Origin of the sequence: Pseudoalteromonas luteoviolacea NCIMB 1944, from assembly GCF_001625565.1 — a bacterium.
GTDB classification, from domain to species: domain Bacteria; phylum Pseudomonadota; class Gammaproteobacteria; order Enterobacterales; family Alteromonadaceae; genus Pseudoalteromonas; species Pseudoalteromonas luteoviolacea_F.
Genome location: NZ_AUXS01000052.1, coordinates 1 through 21,251 on the forward strand (window position 1 = coordinate 1; position 21,251 = coordinate 21,251).

The 21,251-nt window shown below is 41.5% G+C and carries 17 protein-coding genes; 4 read left to right on the forward strand and 13 right to left on the reverse strand.

What is annotated here, in order from left to right; genetic code table 11:
• Positions 1–69 precede the first annotated feature (69 nt).
• The 4 genes from N483_RS19175 (at position 70) to N483_RS19190 (ending at position 2,960) form a co-directional block, all read left to right on the forward strand.
• Positions 70–654: a TetR/AcrR family transcriptional regulator gene (locus N483_RS19175; protein WP_023399119.1), complete on the forward strand. Its 585-nt coding sequence runs from the start codon at positions 70–72 to the stop codon at positions 652–654.
• Positions 655–740: 86 nt separating this feature from the next.
• Positions 741–1,337, forward strand: a complete 597-nt coding sequence (locus N483_RS19180) for a hypothetical protein (protein WP_023399118.1) — start codon at positions 741–743, stop codon at positions 1,335–1,337.
• Positions 1,338–1,346: 9 nt separating this feature from the next.
• The gene (locus tag N483_RS19185) at positions 1,347–2,234 is read left to right on the forward strand and encodes a sterol desaturase family protein (protein WP_023399117.1); all 888 of its coding nucleotides are present in this window, start codon (positions 1,347–1,349) and stop codon (positions 2,232–2,234) included.
• Positions 2,235–2,534: 300 nt separating this feature from the next.
• On the forward strand, positions 2,535–2,960 hold the full coding sequence (locus N483_RS19190; RefSeq protein WP_023399116.1) for a hypothetical protein: 426 nt from the start codon (positions 2,535–2,537) through the stop codon (positions 2,958–2,960).
• A gap of 46 nt (positions 2,961–3,006) precedes the next feature.
• On the opposite strand, the gene asd is transcribed toward N483_RS19190, so the two are convergent.
• From asd to N483_RS19255, 13 genes are all read right to left on the reverse strand, one after another.
• On the reverse strand, positions 3,007–4,116 hold the full coding sequence (gene asd / locus N483_RS19195; RefSeq protein WP_023399115.1) for an aspartate-semialdehyde dehydrogenase: 1,110 nt from the start codon (positions 4,114–4,116) through the stop codon (positions 3,007–3,009).
• A gap of 676 nt (positions 4,117–4,792) precedes the next feature.
• The gene (locus N483_RS19200; protein WP_023399114.1) at positions 4,793–7,507 is read right to left on the reverse strand and encodes a TonB-dependent receptor plug domain-containing protein; all 2,715 of its coding nucleotides are present in this window, start codon (positions 7,505–7,507) and stop codon (positions 4,793–4,795) included.
• An 80-nt stretch (positions 7,508–7,587) separates the two neighbouring features.
• Positions 7,588–9,201 carry a hypothetical protein gene (locus tag N483_RS19205; protein ID WP_023399113.1) on the reverse strand — a complete coding sequence of 538 codons (1,614 nt, stop codon included), beginning with the start codon at positions 9,199–9,201 and terminating at the stop codon, positions 7,588–7,590.
• 176 nt (positions 9,202–9,377) lie between these two features.
• A complete protein-coding gene (locus N483_RS19210; RefSeq protein ID WP_023399112.1) occupies positions 9,378–10,682 on the reverse strand; it encodes a tetratricopeptide repeat protein in 1,305 nt (434 codons plus the stop codon).
• 20 nt (positions 10,683–10,702) lie between these two features.
• Entirely contained in the window at positions 10,703–11,308 is a 606-nt protein-coding gene (locus tag N483_RS19215; protein WP_023399111.1) for an energy transducer TonB, read from the reverse strand.
• A 9-nt stretch (positions 11,309–11,317) separates the two neighbouring features.
• A complete protein-coding gene (locus tag N483_RS19220) occupies positions 11,318–11,728 on the reverse strand; it encodes an ExbD/TolR family protein (protein ID WP_023399110.1) in 411 nt (136 codons plus the stop codon).
• An 18-nt stretch (positions 11,729–11,746) separates the two neighbouring features.
• On the reverse strand, positions 11,747–12,274 hold the full coding sequence (locus N483_RS19225; RefSeq protein ID WP_023399109.1) for a MotA/TolQ/ExbB proton channel family protein: 528 nt from the start codon (positions 12,272–12,274) through the stop codon (positions 11,747–11,749).
• Between the two features lie 2 nt (positions 12,275–12,276).
• Complete coding sequence (locus N483_RS19230; RefSeq protein WP_419555115.1) at positions 12,277–13,596, reverse strand: MotA/TolQ/ExbB proton channel family protein; 1,320 nt, start codon at positions 13,594–13,596, stop codon at positions 12,277–12,279.
• A gap of 61 nt (positions 13,597–13,657) precedes the next feature.
• Positions 13,658–14,410, reverse strand: a complete 753-nt coding sequence (locus N483_RS19235) for a DUF3450 domain-containing protein (RefSeq protein ID WP_023399107.1) — start codon at positions 14,408–14,410, stop codon at positions 13,658–13,660.
• A gap of 187 nt (positions 14,411–14,597) precedes the next feature.
• The gene (locus N483_RS19240; RefSeq protein ID WP_023399106.1) at positions 14,598–16,487 is read right to left on the reverse strand and encodes a methyl-accepting chemotaxis protein; all 1,890 of its coding nucleotides are present in this window, start codon (positions 16,485–16,487) and stop codon (positions 14,598–14,600) included.
• 176 nt (positions 16,488–16,663) lie between these two features.
• Entirely contained in the window at positions 16,664–17,425 is a 762-nt protein-coding gene (locus N483_RS19245) for a basic secretory protein-like protein (protein ID WP_023399105.1), read from the reverse strand.
• Positions 17,426–17,427: 2 nt separating this feature from the next.
• Complete coding sequence (locus tag N483_RS19250; RefSeq protein ID WP_231105483.1) at positions 17,428–19,755, reverse strand: GH92 family glycosyl hydrolase; 2,328 nt, start codon at positions 19,753–19,755, stop codon at positions 17,428–17,430.
• 186 nt (positions 19,756–19,941) lie between these two features.
• Positions 19,942–21,213 carry a sugar MFS transporter gene (locus N483_RS19255; protein ID WP_036976004.1) on the reverse strand — a complete coding sequence of 424 codons (1,272 nt, stop codon included), beginning with the start codon at positions 21,211–21,213 and terminating at the stop codon, positions 19,942–19,944.
• Between the last annotated feature and the right edge of the window lie 38 nt (positions 21,214–21,251).

Here is a 21,251-nt window from a genome sequence, read left to right on the forward strand (position 1 = left end):
AATTGTCAATGTGAAAATATATTTGCTAAAATTATCCATATTCAAGCACTGTGATAGAAGAGGTTTTATATGGCTCGCCCAAGCATGGCAGCACAGAGAATTGAAGAGATTCTTGATGCCTTAGAGGTGTGTATCTTAAAACAAGGTATGCAAGCAACATCTTTAGAAAATATAGCGGAAACCGCCAACGTAAAAAGAACGATTTTGCGCCACTATATCGGAAATCGTGATGACATTATTTGCGCACTCAGCAAACGCTGGCGGGGTATCTACAGTGCTCAATGGCAACAAGTTATAGACTGGCTGCCCAATAATAACCGTTCGGAAGCACTCATAGAAACGCTATTCTCCGTCGGATCTGCTGAACAACTCAACGCGACTATCATTGGCGAGGCCTTATTTGCCGAAGCCAAACGTCTTGATGCCATAAAAGACGACCAACAACACATAATGTCCGAGTTTATCGAGCACGTCTCGGAAGCCTTAAAAGTGGACTACCCTAATGCTGGAGATGACAAGATCAACCTAGTAAGTAATGGTATATATGCCAATTATTTAATGGCCGAATCATTACTCCCGCTCAAGTTTAAAGAGCAAGTTCATACCTTAAAACATAGCTCAAAATTGTTATGCACGACACTTAGCACTGAATAAACGAAGTAAATTTTCATATTGACAATTTAAAGCTCTAACACTAGCCTATATATCAATCTAATGATCATATGCTATGTGGAGTATCAATGAAGTTAATGAGTTCATTCGCAATCTCGGGAGTTGTGATTGTAGGTATTTGGGGGGCAGCTATGGCGCAGTTCCCCCTTATGGCTGCAACTGAGCACAGCGACAAACCTGATGTACAGGTTGAAGCACCCAATCTCACAACAAAACAATCCAATCCACGCCCGAGTACAACTGAGGCTGTGAAGGGTGTACGGATTAACACGATGAGTATCAGTGGCGTACAGCAAAAAATTGCAATCAAACACATCGCAAAGTTGTGGCAGACGTTTGAAAATCAACAAACACTCAATAAAAATCTATTGCGATATCCAAGAAAAATCAGCGTCTATTACCAAAACTTCAGTCAAGACTTCCAACAGGCAGAGGTTTCTATTGGTTACCTATCAGACATAGTGCGCTCCGCTAACCAGTCAACGACCATTCCTGGTGCGCAGTATGAGAGGATCTTGCAAAAGAAGGCTCACTCAAACGCTGAATTAGCAGATGCATGGAAAAAAATAGATTACCGCAAAAACTTACAATCTGTACTTGAGATCCACTACTTGGATGCAAGTGGGCACCCAGTGTCTTCTGAGTTCATGGTCAATTACAAATAGGGGTAAATTATGGACTTTTTAACACACGCATTCTCAACCGATGATATTTGGTGGCTTGAAACGTTCATTGACGATTGGTTCTTGGTAATTGCATTATCACTTTTTGTCGTTGAGCTTATTCGATACGGCCTTAAAAAGACGTTTACACGCAATTTGCTTGGTGACAGCATCACCAACTTTATTACTCTCGGTACCTTCATCTTGATTGTTGCATTGGTAGCAGCGACCTATGCGGGGGTTTTTTTCTATGTTTATGATAATTTTAAATTAGTTGAACTTCCGCTAACGCCTTGGACAATACTTTGTTGCATCGTATTGGCTGACTTAGCATATTACTGGGAGCACCGTTTCTTACACAAAAATGGTTTTGCATGGGCCACACACACTGTTCATCACAGCTCACCGCACTTCAATATTTCTGTCGCGTACCGTCATGGGCCGTTAGATTGGTTGTTTCCATTATTCTTTCACCTACCTTTGGCTATTTTGGGTTTCAATCCTTTTATCATCTTTCTAGCAGAAGTGGTCGTTCAGGTTTACCAGACTTTGTTACATACGGAGACCGTTAAAAAGCTACCTCGTCCAATCGAAGCAATTTTCAATACTCCATCCCATCACCGTGTACACCATGCGACAAATAAGCAGTACTTAGATAAAAATTACGCAGGTATTTTTATCATCTGGGACCGCATGTTTGGTACGTTTGCTAAGGAAGATGTCAAAGTGAAATACGGGATCTATCCAGCAGTTAAGAGTATCAACCCAATCACAGTGTTTTTTAGTGGGTATGTAAAGCTTTTGCGTCAAATCTGGCACGCCCCTAATTGGCGTTACCGATGGAACTTACTCATCAAGCCACCACTTTGGGCTTGGCAACAAGAAAACAAAAACAAATAGCTTTTAATCCTTAGGTGCAGGCCTTGGCATTGACGAGCTTAGTTGATTCCTTGGCCACTCCTCCCAAAGGTCAACAGCCCTCCTACTGGCCAAGAAAAAGCATGTCTGAGCTCTTCTTTTTCCTTGGATTTAAGGCCCAATTACCAGCATCTATCCACTGACAGTCACACTTGTTTCAAAACCATTTCAATGTAAACAAATGGTAACCATTTTAGGGTATTTAATTACCCATTTGGGTGCTATAGATAAGTAGGTTTAAGCAAACCGTAGTTAAAATTGGTATACATAAAAGGATAAATTATGAAAAGCGTTATTTTAGCTGGTCTTTTAGCCGCTGGCTTTACAGGCAACTTCGCCTTGGCAAACGAACAAGGTACACAAAGTAGTGATGGCGTACTAAAGTACTCATACAACTTTGTTTATCTTAAATGTGAATCTAGCTCTTGCGGTGATATTGTAACACGTCGCTACCCTATGAAAGTCTATTACAAGTTTGTACCTGATATTCCACCACATTCAGAAGTTCGAATTTACTGGAATAAAAATGTCCCGGCGGGTGTATCAGCAGGAAAAAGAGTCGCGTATACAGAAGGGGCAACTTGCCCGGATGGCTCAAAAATGAAGGCTAAATGGTTCTTAGATAATAGCTTTCGCCCAACTACAGCAATCGCAACGGATTGTAATGGCGTAGACCACACCTATAGTGTGCATGAATTCCACTTTTAATAAAGATAGTAGTGCCTAGGCTGAGATCCTAGGCACTTTTTGCCTGCTAACCTGTGATGATTCTGAGCATGCGTCTTAACGGCTCAGCAGCTCCCCACAGTAACTGGTCGCCCACAGTGAATGCGCTAATGTATTTGTCGCCCATAGACAACTTTCTGATCCTACCAATTGGAATATGCAAAGACCCAGTGACTTTCACAGGAGTCAACTCCTGCTCTGTTATCCCTCTTTCATTAGGAATAACTTTTACCCACTCATTGTGTTCATCGAGAATTCTTTCTATCTCGCTAACTTCGATGTCCTCACGAAGTTTGATTGTAAGAGCCTGAGAATGACATCGCATTGCACCGACCCTAACACAAAGACCATCCACAGGAATAGGTTGCTTGATTGACCCCAAAATTTTATTGGCCTCAACCTCTGCCTTCCACTCTTCTTTACTTTGTCCTGACTCCATTGGAACATCAATCCATGGGATCAAACTGCCTGCCAGTGGCACACCGAATTGATCTTTTGGCAATTCATCATCTTTGAGCTTGTCTGCTACAATCTTGTCTAATTCTAAAATCGCTGATGAGGGACTTTCCAACTGAGATTTTACGCTGCTGTGGATCTCTCCCATTTGCGCAATGAGCTCTCTCATATTGCGCGCACCAGCACCTGATGCGGCCTGATAGGTCATCGGGCTTATCCACTCAATGAGATCTTTTTCAAATAGCCCACCTAGTGCTAGTAGCATCAAAGAAACAGTGCAATTGCCGCCTACAAACGTTTTAACACCCTGCTCTAGCCCTTGCTGAATAACGTCGTTATTGACTGGATCTAAAACAATAATACTATCACTGGACATTCGCAGCGCTGAGGCGGCATCAATCCAGTATCCTTGCCAACCAGCATCACGCAAAGGCTGATAAACTTCTTTGGTATAGTCACCGCCCTGGCATGAAACAATAATGTCCATTTCCTTTAGAGAAGGAAGATCATAAGCGTTATTAAGTGGTTTGGCTTCACCAGCAAAGTCAGGTCCTAGCTGGCCCGCCTGAGATGTAGTAAAAAAATGCGCCTCAAGATGAGCAAAGTCACCTTCTTGTTGCATGCGCTCCATTAATACTGAGCCAACCATACCGCGCCAGCCGATAAATCCAACATTGTTCATACATTACCCTTATTTAATTTTAAATGACTCATTGCGTGAGGGGGTACGTCTAGACGTCTAACCTATCAAAATTAACCTGCCATCTCTAGTACTTTTTTAGTCGTTAAGCGAATTACTCATGTAACGGAGATATATCAGTTTTTGGCGTAACAAACGTCTTGCAACTTCTGAAGTTAAAGGACAATCAAAATTGAGTTGGTTAGGCAGTTAGGAGTCATAAAAAAACCCCGCAATGCGGGGTTTGGATACAACATGTAAAGGTTGCGTCCAAGCTTGATGCTACGCATCAAACTAGAACTCTGTTTCGGTAATATGTTTATTTTATGTAAACGAAATACCTGAATGTGGTAAGGATATGCGATAACCTTTTTGTGTTAGCTATTATGAGTCACTTTAGTACTATTTTCAAGTAAAAATCATTCTAAATATTGATCTAGGTTATAAAAAAAATCTAAATTTAATATATGTTTACCTTTACGTAAATGTAATATTTTTCACATGAAAGTTATTAAATTTTATAGATAATATTCCAAGTTAAAATGAAGACGATTTAAATCGGTACATATTTAGAAGAAATTAAAATAATTATACTAAATATTATTTATAATTATTAAGTTATTCGCAAAAATAAAAAGGCCGCCTTTAAAGGCGGCCTTTTTTTGAACAGTTTTTAATATTAAAATTCTATCGCAAAGTCTAAGCTAACTTGCTGTGCCGTTTCTTTCGAACGGATGAGCACATCGTTTTGCTCTACTTCAAAGTCTTGACCCAAAAGGTTCTTAACTTTGAAGGTCACAGTTGTGCTGAACGTTGGATAGTAGCTATACACCAAGTCTAAAGAATTGATCGGTTGCTCGTAAGCATCGTCAAAGCCATTAACACCTGCCGCAAGAATACGGTCACCAAATACGTTGTAAATCACCGAGCCTTGATGATTGCCATCATGAGAATCGTAATTCAACTGTAAGTTTGCAACATATTTAGAGTGACCAGTCATACGACGCTTGAGGTTTGTCAAATCGCCAGCATCAAGTTCTAAAATTTCAACTTCAGAATCACTCACCGTTAAGTTACCTGAGGTGAAGAATGCGCCACCTAGGAAGTCAGACGACAACTCCACCAGCCACTCGGCTTCCAAACCATAAACGTAAGCTGAATCGGCGTTTTCAAACTCAAGTGTGAATCGACCATCAGATTCATTTAACTGAGCTTCAATTGGCTTGTCGATGTCTTTGTAAAATGCACCGACAGAGAAGTTATCACCGCTCTCAAAGTAAAACTCAACGCGTAAGTCAAAGTTATCTAAATGACTCGACTCCAGCCTTGGGTTACCAAGCGTTCTGTAGTCAGTCAGTGGATCTTGATATTGAACAGGTGTCAGCTCTCGTAAATCAGGACGAACAATTGTTTGACCCCAGCCTGCGCGTACTTGATAAGTAGGTTGGCTGTACGTCATAGATAGTGAACCAAACGTCTCGTCTTCCATTACTGTCGACTTTTGAATTGCTTCGCCACTTAACTTGTCTTTGAGTAATTCAGCATCAAATGTAGAGCGTGAAAAAGCCAGTGCGACTTGTCTAAAGTCTTCATATCTCAGACCACCAGAGAATCGCCAGTCATTTGCATACACATAATCAAAGCTACCATAGTAAGCATCAATTTTTTGCGCCGCTAGGTAATCATCAGCAATTGGCTCTTGGAATAATAGTTCAATTTCGGTGTCGTCTACACGACTGTCATCTCTGAAAATACTACCGATACCTAAGGCTTCGTTTTTATTCGTTGCGAGTGTAATATTTTCACTCGGTCCAAAACGATACTTGAAGAAGTCAGTTTTGTATTCACGTGTCTTATCAACGAAATATCCACCACCTTTGAGCTCTACTTCAGAAGAATCAAAGTAGAAGACCTTAGAAAGGTTCCAGCTATAGTTTTCAACCTTATCTTCCATATCAACAAAGCGGTATAAGAAAGGATCGCCCCCTAATGCACCACTTGTGTATGTGTCAGTATAAGTCCCGCCTGTGTAACGATCTCGTGCCGTGATCTCTAACTCACTCGGAATATCAGTCGTAGCGGTTGAATCTGTATATTGCCAGTCGAAACCAACACCTTTGATAAAGTCATATTCAATGTTGTGATTACCACGGAATTGAATTACTTCTAGCTCACGCTGCTCAAAAGACGTTAGGTTTTTACGTTGAACTTCGCCATCCGCGATACTTAGAGACTTAGATGGCTCTTGGTATAGAGACACAGCTGCTTCATCTTCGGTATCTCTTAGCTTCATATAAGATGCGTTTAAATCATGACCATCCAATTTGTAGCCAAGGTTCAAAGAGGTATTGAACTTAACGTTCTTTTTAGTTGACTCTTTATCTGTTCTAGCAGAGTAACACTCTAAGTCAGACTTGCCGCAGTCATCAGGGTTAACTTCCACTGAAGATAATACAGCTGAGTATCCTTTGCTATGTGACCATTCATGGTCGTATGCCGCTGAGAATAAAAAGCCTAGCGCGCCACCAAACCCAAATACATCGTCAAACTTGTCACCGTAAACAAGCTTACCACCGAAATCTGGGTCCAAGCTTTTTTCAACCATACCAAAGTCACGATGAAGAGACTTGGTAAGTGACTTGTTGATCGCAATAGCTTCTTCCTGAGAAACAGCTTCACCACGCTCTTTGGACTCAATATCACGGATATTCAATACCGAAATATCTGAAATACCGTTGATGTATTTGTTCAGTGCCGATGTCATCGTTGCAGGCATTGCACGCAAACCATCATCTTCACCTAACCAGTCATCATCACTGCCGTTATAAACAAAGCCATGATCATTGGTATCTTTGTGTGTAACACCAATTTCTAGCTTTATAACACGATCGTTCGGAATGCTTTTTGTTCTGATGTTTACATCACCACCACCAAAAGCCGCAGGCATATTTGGTGAATAGGCTTTTTGCACAGCCAAAGACTCGATGATGCTTGACGGGAATATATCAAGCGGAATGACATTACGAGTTAAGTCCGGACTCGGTACTTGAGCACCATTAAGTCTCACACTTGAGTAACGCTCACCCAGGCCTCGAACATAAATGAACTTATCATTTACCAAACTCAAGCCTGTCACACGGCGTAGCGCAGAAGCAGCATCACTGTCGCCAGTACGGGAGATCTGCTCAGAGCCCATGATATCTGCAACAAAAGCCTGATTTTTACGCTCTTCGATTACCGCACTTGCGCTACCTTTAAGGCGGCTACCTACTGCAACAACTTCTTCTATTTCTTGGGCTGTCTCTTCTGCCATTACATGTGTAGACAAAGGACTTAACAGAGAAAGCAAAGAAATCGTTATCAAATTTGTTTTGAACACTTTGATTGGTTTCATTTGTAATTCCTCTAAACCAAAATATTGATTCACAAAGGGCGCATTAAAGCGCCCTTCAATTTGTTCTTATATGGCTTAGATTATTTTGTACGAGCGATTGACTCAGCTACGAATTTAGCCCAGTTAGTGTCCGTTTCATCTTCGCCTAACGCACCTACGTAAGTTACGTCAGTAAAGAATGAGTTTTCGTCGCTTAGCTTAGAAGTTTCTACAGCTTCGATAGCGTTGCCATCTTTGTCTAGGATTGTGCCTTTCGTTGTTGCTAAGTCGTCACCAAGTACATTTGAGAAAGAGTTAAAGCCGATCAGCTTGTTACCGTCGTTCGTGAACCAAGTTTCGATGTTGAAGTCAGCTAAATCACCTTCAAGTGGAACTTTTGTTGACTCGAAGTTCTTCGCACAAGCAAAAATTGAGTTGTGGAACTTGATTTCACCATTCTTCGCGTTAGCGTGAATACCCGCTGCGCCAGATAAGTCATTTTTGTTCATTAGGTCAAAACAACCAGAACCGTCTTCAGTACCCTTGCTTACAAATAGCATGTTGTGAAGTTGAGCTTTACCCCACTCTTTCATTTCCATACCCGCACCGTGACCACGTGGGCCCTTGATACCGTTACTTACAACTGTCGCGTTTGCAATTGTTGGGTTTGATACAGTTGTCGCTTTGTCAGCAGTAGTAGGGTCATCTTTACCACCGTCTGTTTCGAAACCGTGGTTACCCTGAGTCAGTGTTTGAACAAGGATGAACTGGCCATTACCTTTCCAACCTGTATCCCAGTCGATACCATCGTCCGCTGTTTCAGTTACAACAATGTGCTTTAAGTTAACTTGACCACCGAATAGCTCGATACCGTCATCGTAACCCTGGTGAATGTGGATGTATTCAATCTTAGTGCCTGAGCCTACCGCATTTAGCGTGATAGAGTTTAGCTCGTCGCCTTCAACACCATTACCAGCAAACTTAACAACAACGTGCTCTAAAGAACCACTGTTGTCAGCGTCATTGTTACCACCGTAGTAAGAGATTACACCTTCCGCTTTTGCATCACACTTACCTTCGTCAGCAGCAGTCTTTGAACAGCTCTCTGTTCTAGCCATACCATTGATTTGAATTCCGCCCCAGTCCTGCATCGCTGGTACAGTTGTATCATCGCCATCGATTTCTTTAATCGACGTAAAAGTAATTGGTTTACCTAGCTCACCCACTGCGTGAATTTTAGAACCACGACCGATACGCACAAAGTTTTCAGCCTTTGTAAATGCGATTGTTGCGCCGGCTTCAATCGTCAGTGTTGGGCCATTTGGATCTACCGTTTCGCCTTCAGAAGTCTGCACATCATCACCAATGAATAGTGCGCCTTCGAAAATGTGAGCACCACCGTCAGGCAATGCTTCTAATAGGAAAGAAGATGTAATGTTCTTTGCATTGCTCGCGAACGCTTGGCTGTATTTACAGTGCGTACCATCTTGGTCGCCTTCGAATGTTGTGCCATCAATAGTGTAGCTCGCACAAGGTAATTCAACTGGCTTATCGTTATCATCATTACCTGTATCTGGAACAACGACCGGATTTTCAACTGAGTTGTCTACATGGTTGTCATTGTTAGTAGGTGTGATATTGATGTCGCCGCCGCAACCAGCAAGTACAAGAGCAGAAGAAATTAAGCTTACTTTAAATAAACCAGAAAGGTTCATGTTGGTCTCCAAAGATATAATTGTTATAACGGTATTTATTTAATGGAGAAAGAATAGATTTAACGTGTTACAAATGGGTGACAGTTTTTATAATTTAAAATGACATAATGCATATTATTTAAAAATAAAAAAGCCACCCGAAGGCGGCTTTGGTGTTGCGAATATTTAACAATAAATTAAATTACTGCTTGTTTTAAACTTAATTTATGAAGCTTTTCATTTTGTACATATTTAATCCATTGCTTAGCCAGTTTGGCTGATTTTTTATGCTTTTCTGCCTGCTCAAACGCTAATATAGAAGCATCAAAGTTTTCCAGGTTATATTGGGCCATGCCGAGTGCAATATAGGCGTTAGACTCAAAAGTCAAACCTCCTTTATCTAATGCTGCTCTTGCGGCATCAGCGGCTTCATTATAATGCTCCATATTAATGTATACTTCGGCAAGGCGCTGTTGGAATTTACCATGTGAAGCTAGCTTATCAGCTTCCATAAAGAAAGTGATTGATTTTTCTTCATCTTTAGCCTGTACATACGCTTCAGCAATAAAAGATAAGTTCTTTTCTGAATTATCTATTACTTTGGCTTCTATACCTTGCTTTAAAGTTTGTGCTGCTTTAAATGGAAGTCCGTTATATAAATAAACCTGAGCAAGCTGCAATACTTCTGATTTGGTTTTAATAAAATCGCGTTGTTTAGCTACTTCTAATATCGCCAATTGCTTCTTCTCTTCTCCCACTTCACCATACATGCCACCTAACTGAATCCAATACTGTGGCTTGTCAAATAGCTGAACCATTTTTTCCAATGTGCTAATGACATTTTTAGGTTGGTTTAGTGAGTAATATAGAGCCCTTTGAAGTACTAACCAGTTTTCCTTTGGCACTTCGTTTTTTGACTCAGACAAAGAGATGGCAACATTTATATTTTCCAATGCATCTTGGTATGATTTATTTTGGTAAAGCGCTTGCGCTTTTAATGTATAGTAGTTGCTCTTTATTGGCTGTGTATTTAACGCTTTCCAGTTATCTAAATACACTACCGTTTTTTCATAGTCGCCGTTTGCCATTGCAAGCTGCGCCAAGCTAAATGTCGTGGACAGTTTTAAAGACTCAGGAATTGCTTCTTCGGCGACAACCTTTTCAAACGATGCGATGGCTTTACTTAACTCATTCTCGTTGTAATAGATAAACCCATAAAAGTTATGCATCATGGCCACTTCATACGAATTCATACTAGATGAGCGCTCTTGAATTGAGTCAAGTACCTCAAGACCTTCTTGAACGTTACCATCATCTGCCAGCTTTTGAGCTCTGGCAAGTTGGCTGTATACCTTTTCCCTCAACGCAGGCACACGCTTTGTCTTCGTCGCAGCGTATGCACTCGACATAGACACCTCAGGTAACAAAGAAACGAGACTAATAGAAGCATTAATGGCCAGTGCAGCGGCACTCAGTACCAATGCGTTTTTTATTAACTTCATAATACAAACTCCTAATTTCACTAACCGTTAATTTGGAAGGTGATTTTGTTTTGTACACCAGCCACTTCTACAGCTTCGCCGTTTACGACACGAGGCTTGTATTTAAACTTCAGTGCAGCATCCATCGCGGCACGATTGAAAATGTTTTCTGGCTCGGCTTTAAGCACCTTAGGATCTCTCACTGTGCCTTGCTTTGTAACCACAAATTCAACCAATACATACCCTTCAATACCTCTTGAAAGCGCGCGTCTTGGATATACCGGTGCCACTTTTACTATTGGCAAGTACTCGCCATCACTTGATTCCAGTGCCAGTCCACCGGCGAGATCAACATCAGCGTCAACGTTTGCTGAAAAATCAAAGTTTGAAGCGCCCGCATCTAAGTTATTTGCTTGCATTTGCGGTGCGTCCATCGGCGGTGGCGGCTCTTTAGGTGTAGGTGGCTTTTGTGGCTTACGCTCTTTCTTCTCTACCGTTTCTTCTTTTTTCAGACGAACAAAATCAAGCACATTGCCTTTAACTGGCTCCGTGGCTGTGCCTTGACCACCATTGATCAAGGCTTGCATTCCCAAAAATAAGAAGAACGTGACTACACCAGCAATTAATAATGCAATTATATAGCGCATTGTTTTCCCTTAGGATTCCTGTGCAGCGATAGAAACATCAAAGGCACCAGCCGCTCTTGACGCATCCATGACCTTAATTAGAATTTCAGTCGTTGCTTTTTTGTCAGCTTGAATTACAACGCTACCTTGCGGATTTTCCGCTTTAAGACGCTCGATATTTGCTTGAACCGCACGGATATCAATTTGGCGTTTATTTATCCAAATCTCACCTTTGTCTGAAATGGCTACCAGAATATTGGCGCGTTGTTTTTTAACAGCCGTTGCAGCTTCTGGGCGGTTTACATCAATGCCCGCTTCTTTGACGAATGTCGCTGTAACGATGAAGAAGATAAGCATGATAAAAACGACATCCAACATAGGCGTCATGTTAATTTCTTCGGTTTCTTCTTCTTGGAAAACTTTTGCTAGAGGAGCTCTCATTTTTTTACCTCAAATTCTTTAATGGTCTAACAGCAATTTATCTTCTAAAAGCTCAACTTCCCGTTTCGCTTTTCGTTGCAAGTAAGTCGATGCAAAAACACCAGATAATGCTGCAACCATACCTGCCATTGTTGGGATAGTGGCTTTTGATACACCCGCCGCCATTGAACGTGCGCTGCCTGATCCTGTAATAGCCATTACGTTAAATACTTCAATCATGCCCGTTACCGTACCCAATAGCCCTAATAAAGGACACAGCGCAACCATCACGTTGATAAAAGGCAGGTTGCTGTTAAGTTCAATACCTGCTTTAGAGATCATGGCTTGACGGATTTGTTCAGCATTCCAGCTGTTGCGCTCGTTTCTGTTTTGCCAGGTTTCTACTGTCTGCTTTTTATATCCTCTGTACTTTCCAAAAAAGTACATAAAGCGTTCCAGGATAAGTAACCACATAGCAAAGGTGACTACTGCGATGACCAGGAGAACCTGGCCACCAGTATCAAGGAACTCTTGTAGTGCAGTGATAGCATCTACTAGTAGCACCATGATTACGCTCCTTTCTCACTGCGCTCAGCGATAATGCCCGCACTTTGCTCTTGAAGAATAAGCAGAAGGTTGCGTGAACGCGTGTTCAATAGCGTGTATAAGAACACTGTCGGGATAGCGACTACTAAGCCCAATACCGTAGTTACAAGTGCAGTAGAGATACCACCAGCCATTAGTTTCGGGTCACCAGTACCGAACAGTGTAATTGCTTGGAATGTGTTGATCATACCAGTTACAGTACCGAGTAGGCCTAGCAGAGGGGCAACCACTGAGATGATTTTAATCAAAGTTAGGTTGCGGGTAATTTTCGGCATTTCACGCAGAATCGCTTCACTTAGTTTAAGTTCAAGCGTGTCGTAAGCAACATCCGGGTATTGGTCTTTGACTTTCATAACTCGGCCAAGCGGGTTGTCGTCTTTAGCAACATCTGATTTAAGCTGACGCTTGATTTTGGCACCAATCAACATCAGTGAAATAAAACGCTCTAGTGCAATAAGGAGCGCCAAAGCACCCACTGCTAAAATGACATAACCAACTACACCGCCTTGCTCTACCTGCTCTTTACGATTAGGAGCCTGTACTAACAAGCCCAAGATAGAACCGCCAGTTGGGTCTAATGCAAAGTCAACAATGCCAGAGTTTGCAGCTTGCAAGTCACCCGCACTTTGTTGGAAGCGAGATACTGGCTGACGTGTCAACTCTGAAATAGTATCGGTTTCAGGGTTGTAGTTCAGGTATTGTCCGTCGGCAATTAGGTTAAAAGCACCAACACGTACAACTTCTTTGTTGACCTTCTCACCGCCAGCTACAATGACATCCGTGTTATAACGCGTCACTTTACCTTGCTCGGTCATTTCGCGTTGTAATTCAAACCAAACTTTTTCAATATCTTCGATTGATGCAAGTTTAGATGTTGAGCCCATTTTCTTGGCCATTTCATCCATCACGTCGCTACGATTTGGAATTTGAGCAGACACAACTGAGGTTCTAAACTTTGAACTCGCATCACCTGAAGCTTGTTGAAGCACACCAAACAACTCTTTTAGTGACCCCATACGCTTAGATAACGTGTCACTTAAGTTGCCCAGTTTGATTTCGTTTTCTTCAAACTGCGTTTCCATGCGCTCAGAACGATTAAGCTGATCGTTACGGTCTGACTTTAAATCGTTTAACATTTTTACTTGCTGGTTTTCGCGTGCTTTAAACTCAGCTTCACGTTGCTGGTTTTGTTGCGTTTGCGCTGCTTGACCAGATTCTAGCGTTTTTAACAAGGAGTCTAGATCCATTGCTTCATTTGCCAGAGCTGATGCACTTAAGGCCATTGAGGATACAAGTAATGCTTTGCGACTAAATGATTTTAAAAAGCTCATTAGTTATACCTCTTTATTGAGCAGCTTGGATTGGCAGAGTTAACATATCTGGGGCTAGTTGTTTGCGCGCTATTCGAACCCCTTTATTGATTTGGCTGATGTTGGTATTAGGCAATGCTTCGAATTGCTTTGACTCTCGGTTCCAACTACCAGCTTTTGCAGAGTCTTTAGTGACGTATAACAGCTCAAGGCGTCCGATTCGCAACATATCAACTTCGCGCTCTTGTCCATCTATCGTCAGAAGTGTTGAGTATGCTTCGATTGTACGTCCGTACTCTACTTCGACTTGATAAGCTTCAAGTACACGTCTAAATTTTTCACTGGATGTGATATCGGCTCTGTCCATTAATGTTCTCAGTGATGCAATGCGATTTGCACGCTCCTCTGGTAAAAATGGTACATCTAAAGCTACAAATTGCTCTAGGCCTGTGATCATACGTAGCATTAATGGGGTGATCTGACGTTCTATTACCGATACTTGATCCATAGAGGCATTAATCGCTGCCATTTCTTCAAGTTGGTTATTAATCTGTTTTTCTAATTGGCTGTTATAAACAACGAGACCTTCGATTTCCTTGTTAAGAGTTCTAAATTGCTGCAGACGAGACTGCATACTGTCTGAAATCGAATCGATTTTATTTTGAGAAGTTAGCGCTGAATTATTGATTGCAGAGCTAGAGTCTATTACTTGATTGAGATCGCTTGCCTGCGTACTGCTTGCTACTGCAAACACGCCCGCTAAAAGCAATTGGTTAACGCACTTCATCTCACACACCTTTTATAATATTTGCTTGTTCCAATTTTGAAGTGTGTGCAGTTTAAATATGAAAAATGACAGCCGTGTTGCGCAAATAATACGTTAATGTTACAGCTGTAATATTATTTTAAAGGTGGGTTTGTGCTATTTAGTTCAACATTAAAAAAAGGGCTGTATTTATACAGCCCTAATATAATTATACTTTGAATTTATTCATCATGTTTTCTAGTTCATCAAATTGCAATTTTAGTGTTTTGCATTCATCTAAGGTTTGCTGCAAGCTTGCACTCCCCTGAACACATAAATCACTTATGCCATGGATATCACTATCCAATGATTGAATTACTGTATTTTGCTCTTGTGTCGCATTAGCCACCGCATGGTTCATTCCATCGATCGATTCAATTGCATGAGACACCTCTTGCATCTTCGTGCCAGCTGATTGCGCTTGCTCTGCACTCGCACTGGAATCTTCAATACTTAGCTTCATAACGGCAACGGCAGACGCCGAACCTTGTTGTAACTCGGCAATGGTATTTTCAATTTCTTGTGTCGACTCTTGGGTACGTTGTGCAAGCTGCCTTACTTCGTCAGCAACGACTGCAAATCCACGCCCAGCTTCACCAGCACGAGCAGCTTCTATCGCAGCATTGAGTGCCAACAGGTTTGTCTGCTCACTGACTCCCTTAATAACTTCTAATACTTGTCCGATGCTGGCTGTCAATCTATCAAGGCCATCAATGGTTGACTGAGCTTCTTGCATTTTTGAACTCAACGCGCCGATTTCTTCAATATTAGAGTTCAACGCCGATTGGCTTTCATCAGACATTGTATTTGCACCTGTTGCTAACTCAGATGCGTGCTTAGCATTGTTTGAGATTTCAATTGCACTGGAGGACAGCTCATTGATTGCTGTTGCAACATTGTCCGTACGTTTAGTTTGTTCAGTATAGATATCCAAAGCATCTTGAGTTTGCCTTTGCAAACCTTCCATGACATTTTCTAACGCATCTGTGGTGCTTTTAACCTTACCTATACTTTGGTGAATTTTTTCTACAAACAAATTAAAGTAGTTTGAAAGCTCCCCAAATTCATCGTTATTTTCCACAACTAAGCGCCGAGTCAAATCGCCCTCGCCTTGAGCAATATCTTTGATGGCTTCATTGAGATGCGTCATTGGTCTCATTAGATACTTCAATAGCAGCTGCATCAAAACGACAATTACAACTACACCCAGTAACATGTAGATTAGAGCCATATTTCTAAACGATGAAATCGAGGAGTAGGCAATTTCTTTGTCAATAACAACGCCAAGGTACCATTCAACATTCTTGATACCGTGCATTTTGACAAACGAGACGAGCTTTTCAGTGCCATCGATTTCAATTTCGACAAATTCTTCTTGCAGGTTCAGTTGCTGGCCAAATAAATCACGCATGTTTTTGTCGTTCATTTGCGTATTAGGGTGGCTTAAGATGCGCCCCTCTCCGTCGAGTAAAAAACCGTAACCAAAGCCTAAGAAATCTATCTCATTAATGATCTGAGTGATAGTGCCCATATCTATGTCACCACCAGTTGCTCCCGACAAAACGCCGTTACTATAGACAGGCACAACCGCAGTAATCGTCAGCTCATTAGTGGTTGCATCTGTATATGGCGTGGTAAAAGCTGTATCTCTTTTTCGCATTGCCAACTGGTACCATGGACGCGTTGTCGCATCAAAGTCGCTCGGCAATACAATAGAGGAATCGTTTAATACAAATTGGCCGTCTGGTGTACCAATAAAAGTATTTTTGAAGTGACCAGCTTTAGCGGCTGTTTGTAATCTTCTACGTACCTCTTCATCACTGTCCGACTTAAGGTGACCTTGTGCAACCGACTGCACGATATCTAATCTATCATTGAGCCAGTTAGCTATATTTTGCGATACAGATTGGGATATCTCTTGTAATACAAGTGTCAACTGGTCTTGAGTTTGTGAACGCATCAAGACAAAGTTATTCACTGTAAATAGACTTAAAACGATAACAAGCACGACCGAAGCCGCAAGGGTAATTTTGGTGGTAAATTTAAAGGCGCTAAACATGCAGATCCTGTTTTAATTCTTATCTACTTCTAAGTAGGTTGTATCAAATCTTTAAGGCTTTGTCTTATGTTATCGGCAGTTTTTATGTTTCTATTATAAATTTATTGAATTATTTTTAATTGGCATAAAAAAAGGCAGGTATGACCCGCCTTTTAACTAGTAAAAAAGAACTAATATTAGAGTTTACTTTGATAATCAGACCAAGCCGTATCCAAGCTTATTTCCAGCTCAGAGGAGAAGGTTTGCCAAGTCCACTTTTTATTATCAGAGGGATCTAATTGGGCGTTTAGTTCTACCAACAAGTTAGGGTGATGATTTTCTTCTAACCAGTGCAAGAAAAATGCAGTTGTTTTGTAACCTGAGTCATAATTTCCACCGGACTTTCTATGTGCAAAATCGACATACCCACCTTTCATTCTCACCACGTCCGCAATGCCTTCAATGATAGGTCCAATCTCTTTATAATTGTGATCGTCCAATTGGTAAGCATGGGCAATTTCATGGTAAAGCACGCCAACGAGCTCATCATAAAGCGCTTGCTTACTATGGTTTTTGGCGAATTTACTAAGATACTGCGCACTAATGTGTATTTTTGCGCCGTTAAAGTCACCTTCTTTGTAGGCAACTCCTTTCATATCTTCAACGATGATCTCCAGCAATGGTAGCTGGGGCGCTCGATGCTTTTGGCTATATAAAATACGTGCGACGTTGTATGAGATTTGCTTGATCAAATCAACGTTGACGTGCTGCCATACAGGCACTGCTTCTTTGCTAAAGTTACGTATTTGAACATTAGGCAATGAAAAGCTTTGCCAGGCAATGTCTGCATCAAATTGAATCGGTTTAATGTCTGTATTGATATTCTCTAACGCTGATGCGCTGTGAGCCAATAGGCCCACAGCCACTGCAAGCGTAGTGATTGCAGTCTTAATTGTCATGCTTAGTGATACTCCGACATTGAAGGCGGACGAGCAGTAACATCACTACCCCAAGCTTTATTAGGCTTGTCGCTCATAACATACTTTAACTCACCACCAGCCATGATATCGTCATGAGTCAGATAGTTACGCTTCAGCGGCTTACCATTTAAACTAACAGACTGAATATATTTGTGTGTTTTGCTCAAACCTTTCGCCGTGGTTGTAAACGTTTTACCGTTGGCAAGTTTAAGCGTTACTTTAGGCGTTTGAGGCGCACCAATTGCATAAGCTAAATCACCTGGCGCAACAGGATAAAAGCCCATTGCAGAGAAAATATACCATGCTGACATCTGACCTACGTCATCGTTACCTGCCAAACCATCTGGTTTATCAGAGCTCAATGTATCCATGATCTGGCGAATACGCTCTTGTGTACGCCAAGGCTTACCTGCATAGTTGTATAGATATGCAATATGGTGGCTTGGTTCATTACCATGTGCATAGTTGCCGATAAGACCTGCTATATCTTCATGCTCTTTAATCATGTCAGCAGACAAGTGTGTATCAAATAGATCATCAAGGCGCTGCTCAAAGGCATCGTCGCCACCCATTAAGTCAATCAGACCTGCGACATCATGTGGCACATAGAAGCTGTATTGCATTGAGTTACCTTCTGTGAATGCACCCATGTACTTTGCTTCATACGCATTGAAATCTGGGTTCCAGTTACCTTTCGTATCACGACCACGCATAAACTTGGTTTGTGGGTCGAATACATTTCGATAGCTCATTGCACGTGCATAGTAATCTTTAGCCAGTTCTGTTTTACCCATAGCTTCAAACATGCGTGCAATTGCAAAGTCATCGTAGGCATATTCTAATGTGATTGACACAGACTCTGGCAGCACGTCCATAGGGACATAGCCATACTTTTTGTACTCAGGGATAGCATCATATACTTTATTGTTGGCCGTATTGGTAATCGCTTCAACTGCTAGATCAATGTCATAATCTCGAATGCCTTTTAGGTAAGCGTCTGCAATAACCGATACCGCGTGGTAGCCAATCATAGTCCAAGTTTCATGAGCGTGGAAAGACCAAATTGGCAGCATTTTTTCATAGCTTTGCTGGTAGTGAACTAACATAGACTGGATCATGCCCGATACACGATCTGGGTCAATATATGTTAATAGCGGGTGTAGCGCTCTGTACGTGTCCCATAAAGAGAATAAGGTGTAATGTTCAAACCCTTTACCATCATGGATTTCACCATCAACACCACGATACTGGCCATTGACATCTTGATAGATGCTCGGTGCTTGAAGTGCATGATAAAGTGCTGTGTAAAATTGACGCTTTTCAGAAACCGTACCCTCTACGTCAACCTTGTCTAAATAATTTGCCCAAAGTTGTTTTGAGTCTGCACGTACTTTGTCAAAGTCCCAATGTGGGATCTCTGCATTTAAATTTTCAAGGGCATTTGAACGACTCACAGCAGAAAGACCGACCTTAACGTAAAGAGGTTTATCTTTTAAGCCATTGAATGATGCGACAAATTTAACTGCTTTACCCGCGGTCATTTTAACCGCTTTATTTTCAATTGTTGAATGTTTTTGCTTTGTATTTAGACAATTCATGCATCTGTAGCGCATGTTGTCCTGATTGATAAATTGGTAGTCATCAATTGGCTGAGAGAACTGAATAGCAAAATACATTTGTCTATTTCTAGCCCAACCGTTGGTGGCACGATATGCAACTAAGGTTCTATCATCGACCTTGCGGATATCACTCCAAATCACTTTATTTTCAAAGTTATAAATAGAGCTGGTTAAATCAAATAGAACATGGCCACTGTCATGACTATTAAAGCTGTATTTGTGCATGCCCACGCGTGCTGTTGCGGTGAGTTCAGCCGTCACATTGTAGTCTTGTAGTTCGACACCATAATAACCAGGCTCTGACCACTCTTTGTCATGAGAAAAGCGAGAGCGATAACCTGTGTCAGGTTTTTCCGCTGTACCGGCTTCAAGTTTGACATCGCCTGTAATTGGCATGACCAAAAGATCACCTAAGTCAGAGTGTCCGGTACCTGAGAAGTGTGTATGGGAGAATCCAACAATGGTGTGATCATCATAATGATAACCTGCACAACGTTTGTATATTTCTGGTTGTGGTGAAACGCCGCGCATTGGGTTATCGGTATCAGGGCTTAATTGCACCATACCAAATGGAACCACTGCGCCAGGGAAAGTATGACCATCTCCCCCGGTACCAATAAATGTATCAACCCACTGCGTGTTTGACCCGCTAGCGACGCTTACCGACGATACAGTGGTAAGCGATAGCATAGCTGCTGCCCAAATAGAGCGATGCATGTGCCTCTCCTTTATTCTAAATTATGATTGGATCGTTCCAACTGAGTTTAATATACAACGTCTATGAATACGTATTCAATAGTTATGAGATAGAAATTTATAAATTTAAGATGAAAAAGGCAAGTGAACACTTGCCTAATTGAAAGGAGTACTTGAGCGTTAGGCTATTTTATCGTGCCATTGTTTAGACAACTTAACGACATTAAGTCCGTACCATGCAATAAACACATAGCACACCAGTGGCACAATAAAGCTAATTTGAATATGCATGCTATCCGCCACAACCCCTTGTAATAGAGGAATAATTGCACCGCCAACGATAGCCAAACACAACCAGCCAGAGCCCTTGCTGGTCAACGAACCTAGACCTTCAATTGCGATTGTAAAGATAGTTGGGAACATAATGGAGTTAAACAAACCAATAGCTAATACAGCAACCATTGCGACATTCCCTTCTGTGGACATTGTTACTACTAGCAACAACATCACAAAGACAGAATTAAACACCAGTGCCTTAGATGGCGCTACATACTTAAGTGCTTGCGAACCGATAAATCGGCCTACCATGGCTCCACCCCAATAATACCCTAGTAGCTTGGCTGCTGTTGGCGCATCCAAGCCACCAATATGTTCTTCTGCAAAGTAATTTACAATAAAACTGCCAATAGACACTTCCGCGCCTACATAACAAAAGATTGCGACAACTCCCATCATCAAATGCGGGGCTTCTTTGAGGTTTTTATCTTTAACTTTGCAATCTACCGTTTCAACAAGTGCTTCAATTGTAGGTAGCTTTAAAAATGCGAATACCACAGCAATAGCAACCAAAACCCCTGCAATAACGAGATAGGGCACTTTTACCGAATCCGCACTTGCAGCTTCGACAGCCATTGCTCCACCTGCGCCAAATAACAACATACCACCTGCGATTGGGCCTAGAGTTGTACCAAGAGAGTTTAGTGCTTGAGCTAAGTTTAAACGGCTTGAGGCTGTTTTTGAGGTTCCCAGTGCTGCAACATACGGGTTGGCAGATACTTGTAAAATCACAATACCTGAAGCCATTACAAACAAAGCCGTTAGGAAGATCCAGTACTGATGAACGATCACTGCGGGGTAAAACAATAGGCAACCACACGCGGCGACAATCAACCCAATAATAATACCTTTTTGATATCCAAAACGTTTTACTAAAGAGCCTGCAGGAAGGGAAACGACAAAATAGGCAATGAAAAAACAAAACTGAATTAACATTGCTTCGGTGTAGTTTAAGTCAAAGACACTTTTTAATCTCGGAATTAATACATCGTTAAATACGGTTATAAAACCCCATAAGAAAAACAGGGTTGTCATTGCAGCTAACGGAAAAAAAAAGTTTTTTTCGTTGTTATGGGTGCCAGCAGCAATGGTTTGATTCATGTTGATTTCACTCACTCGGATTACTCCATGTTAAAGGATGTAATGATTCTACA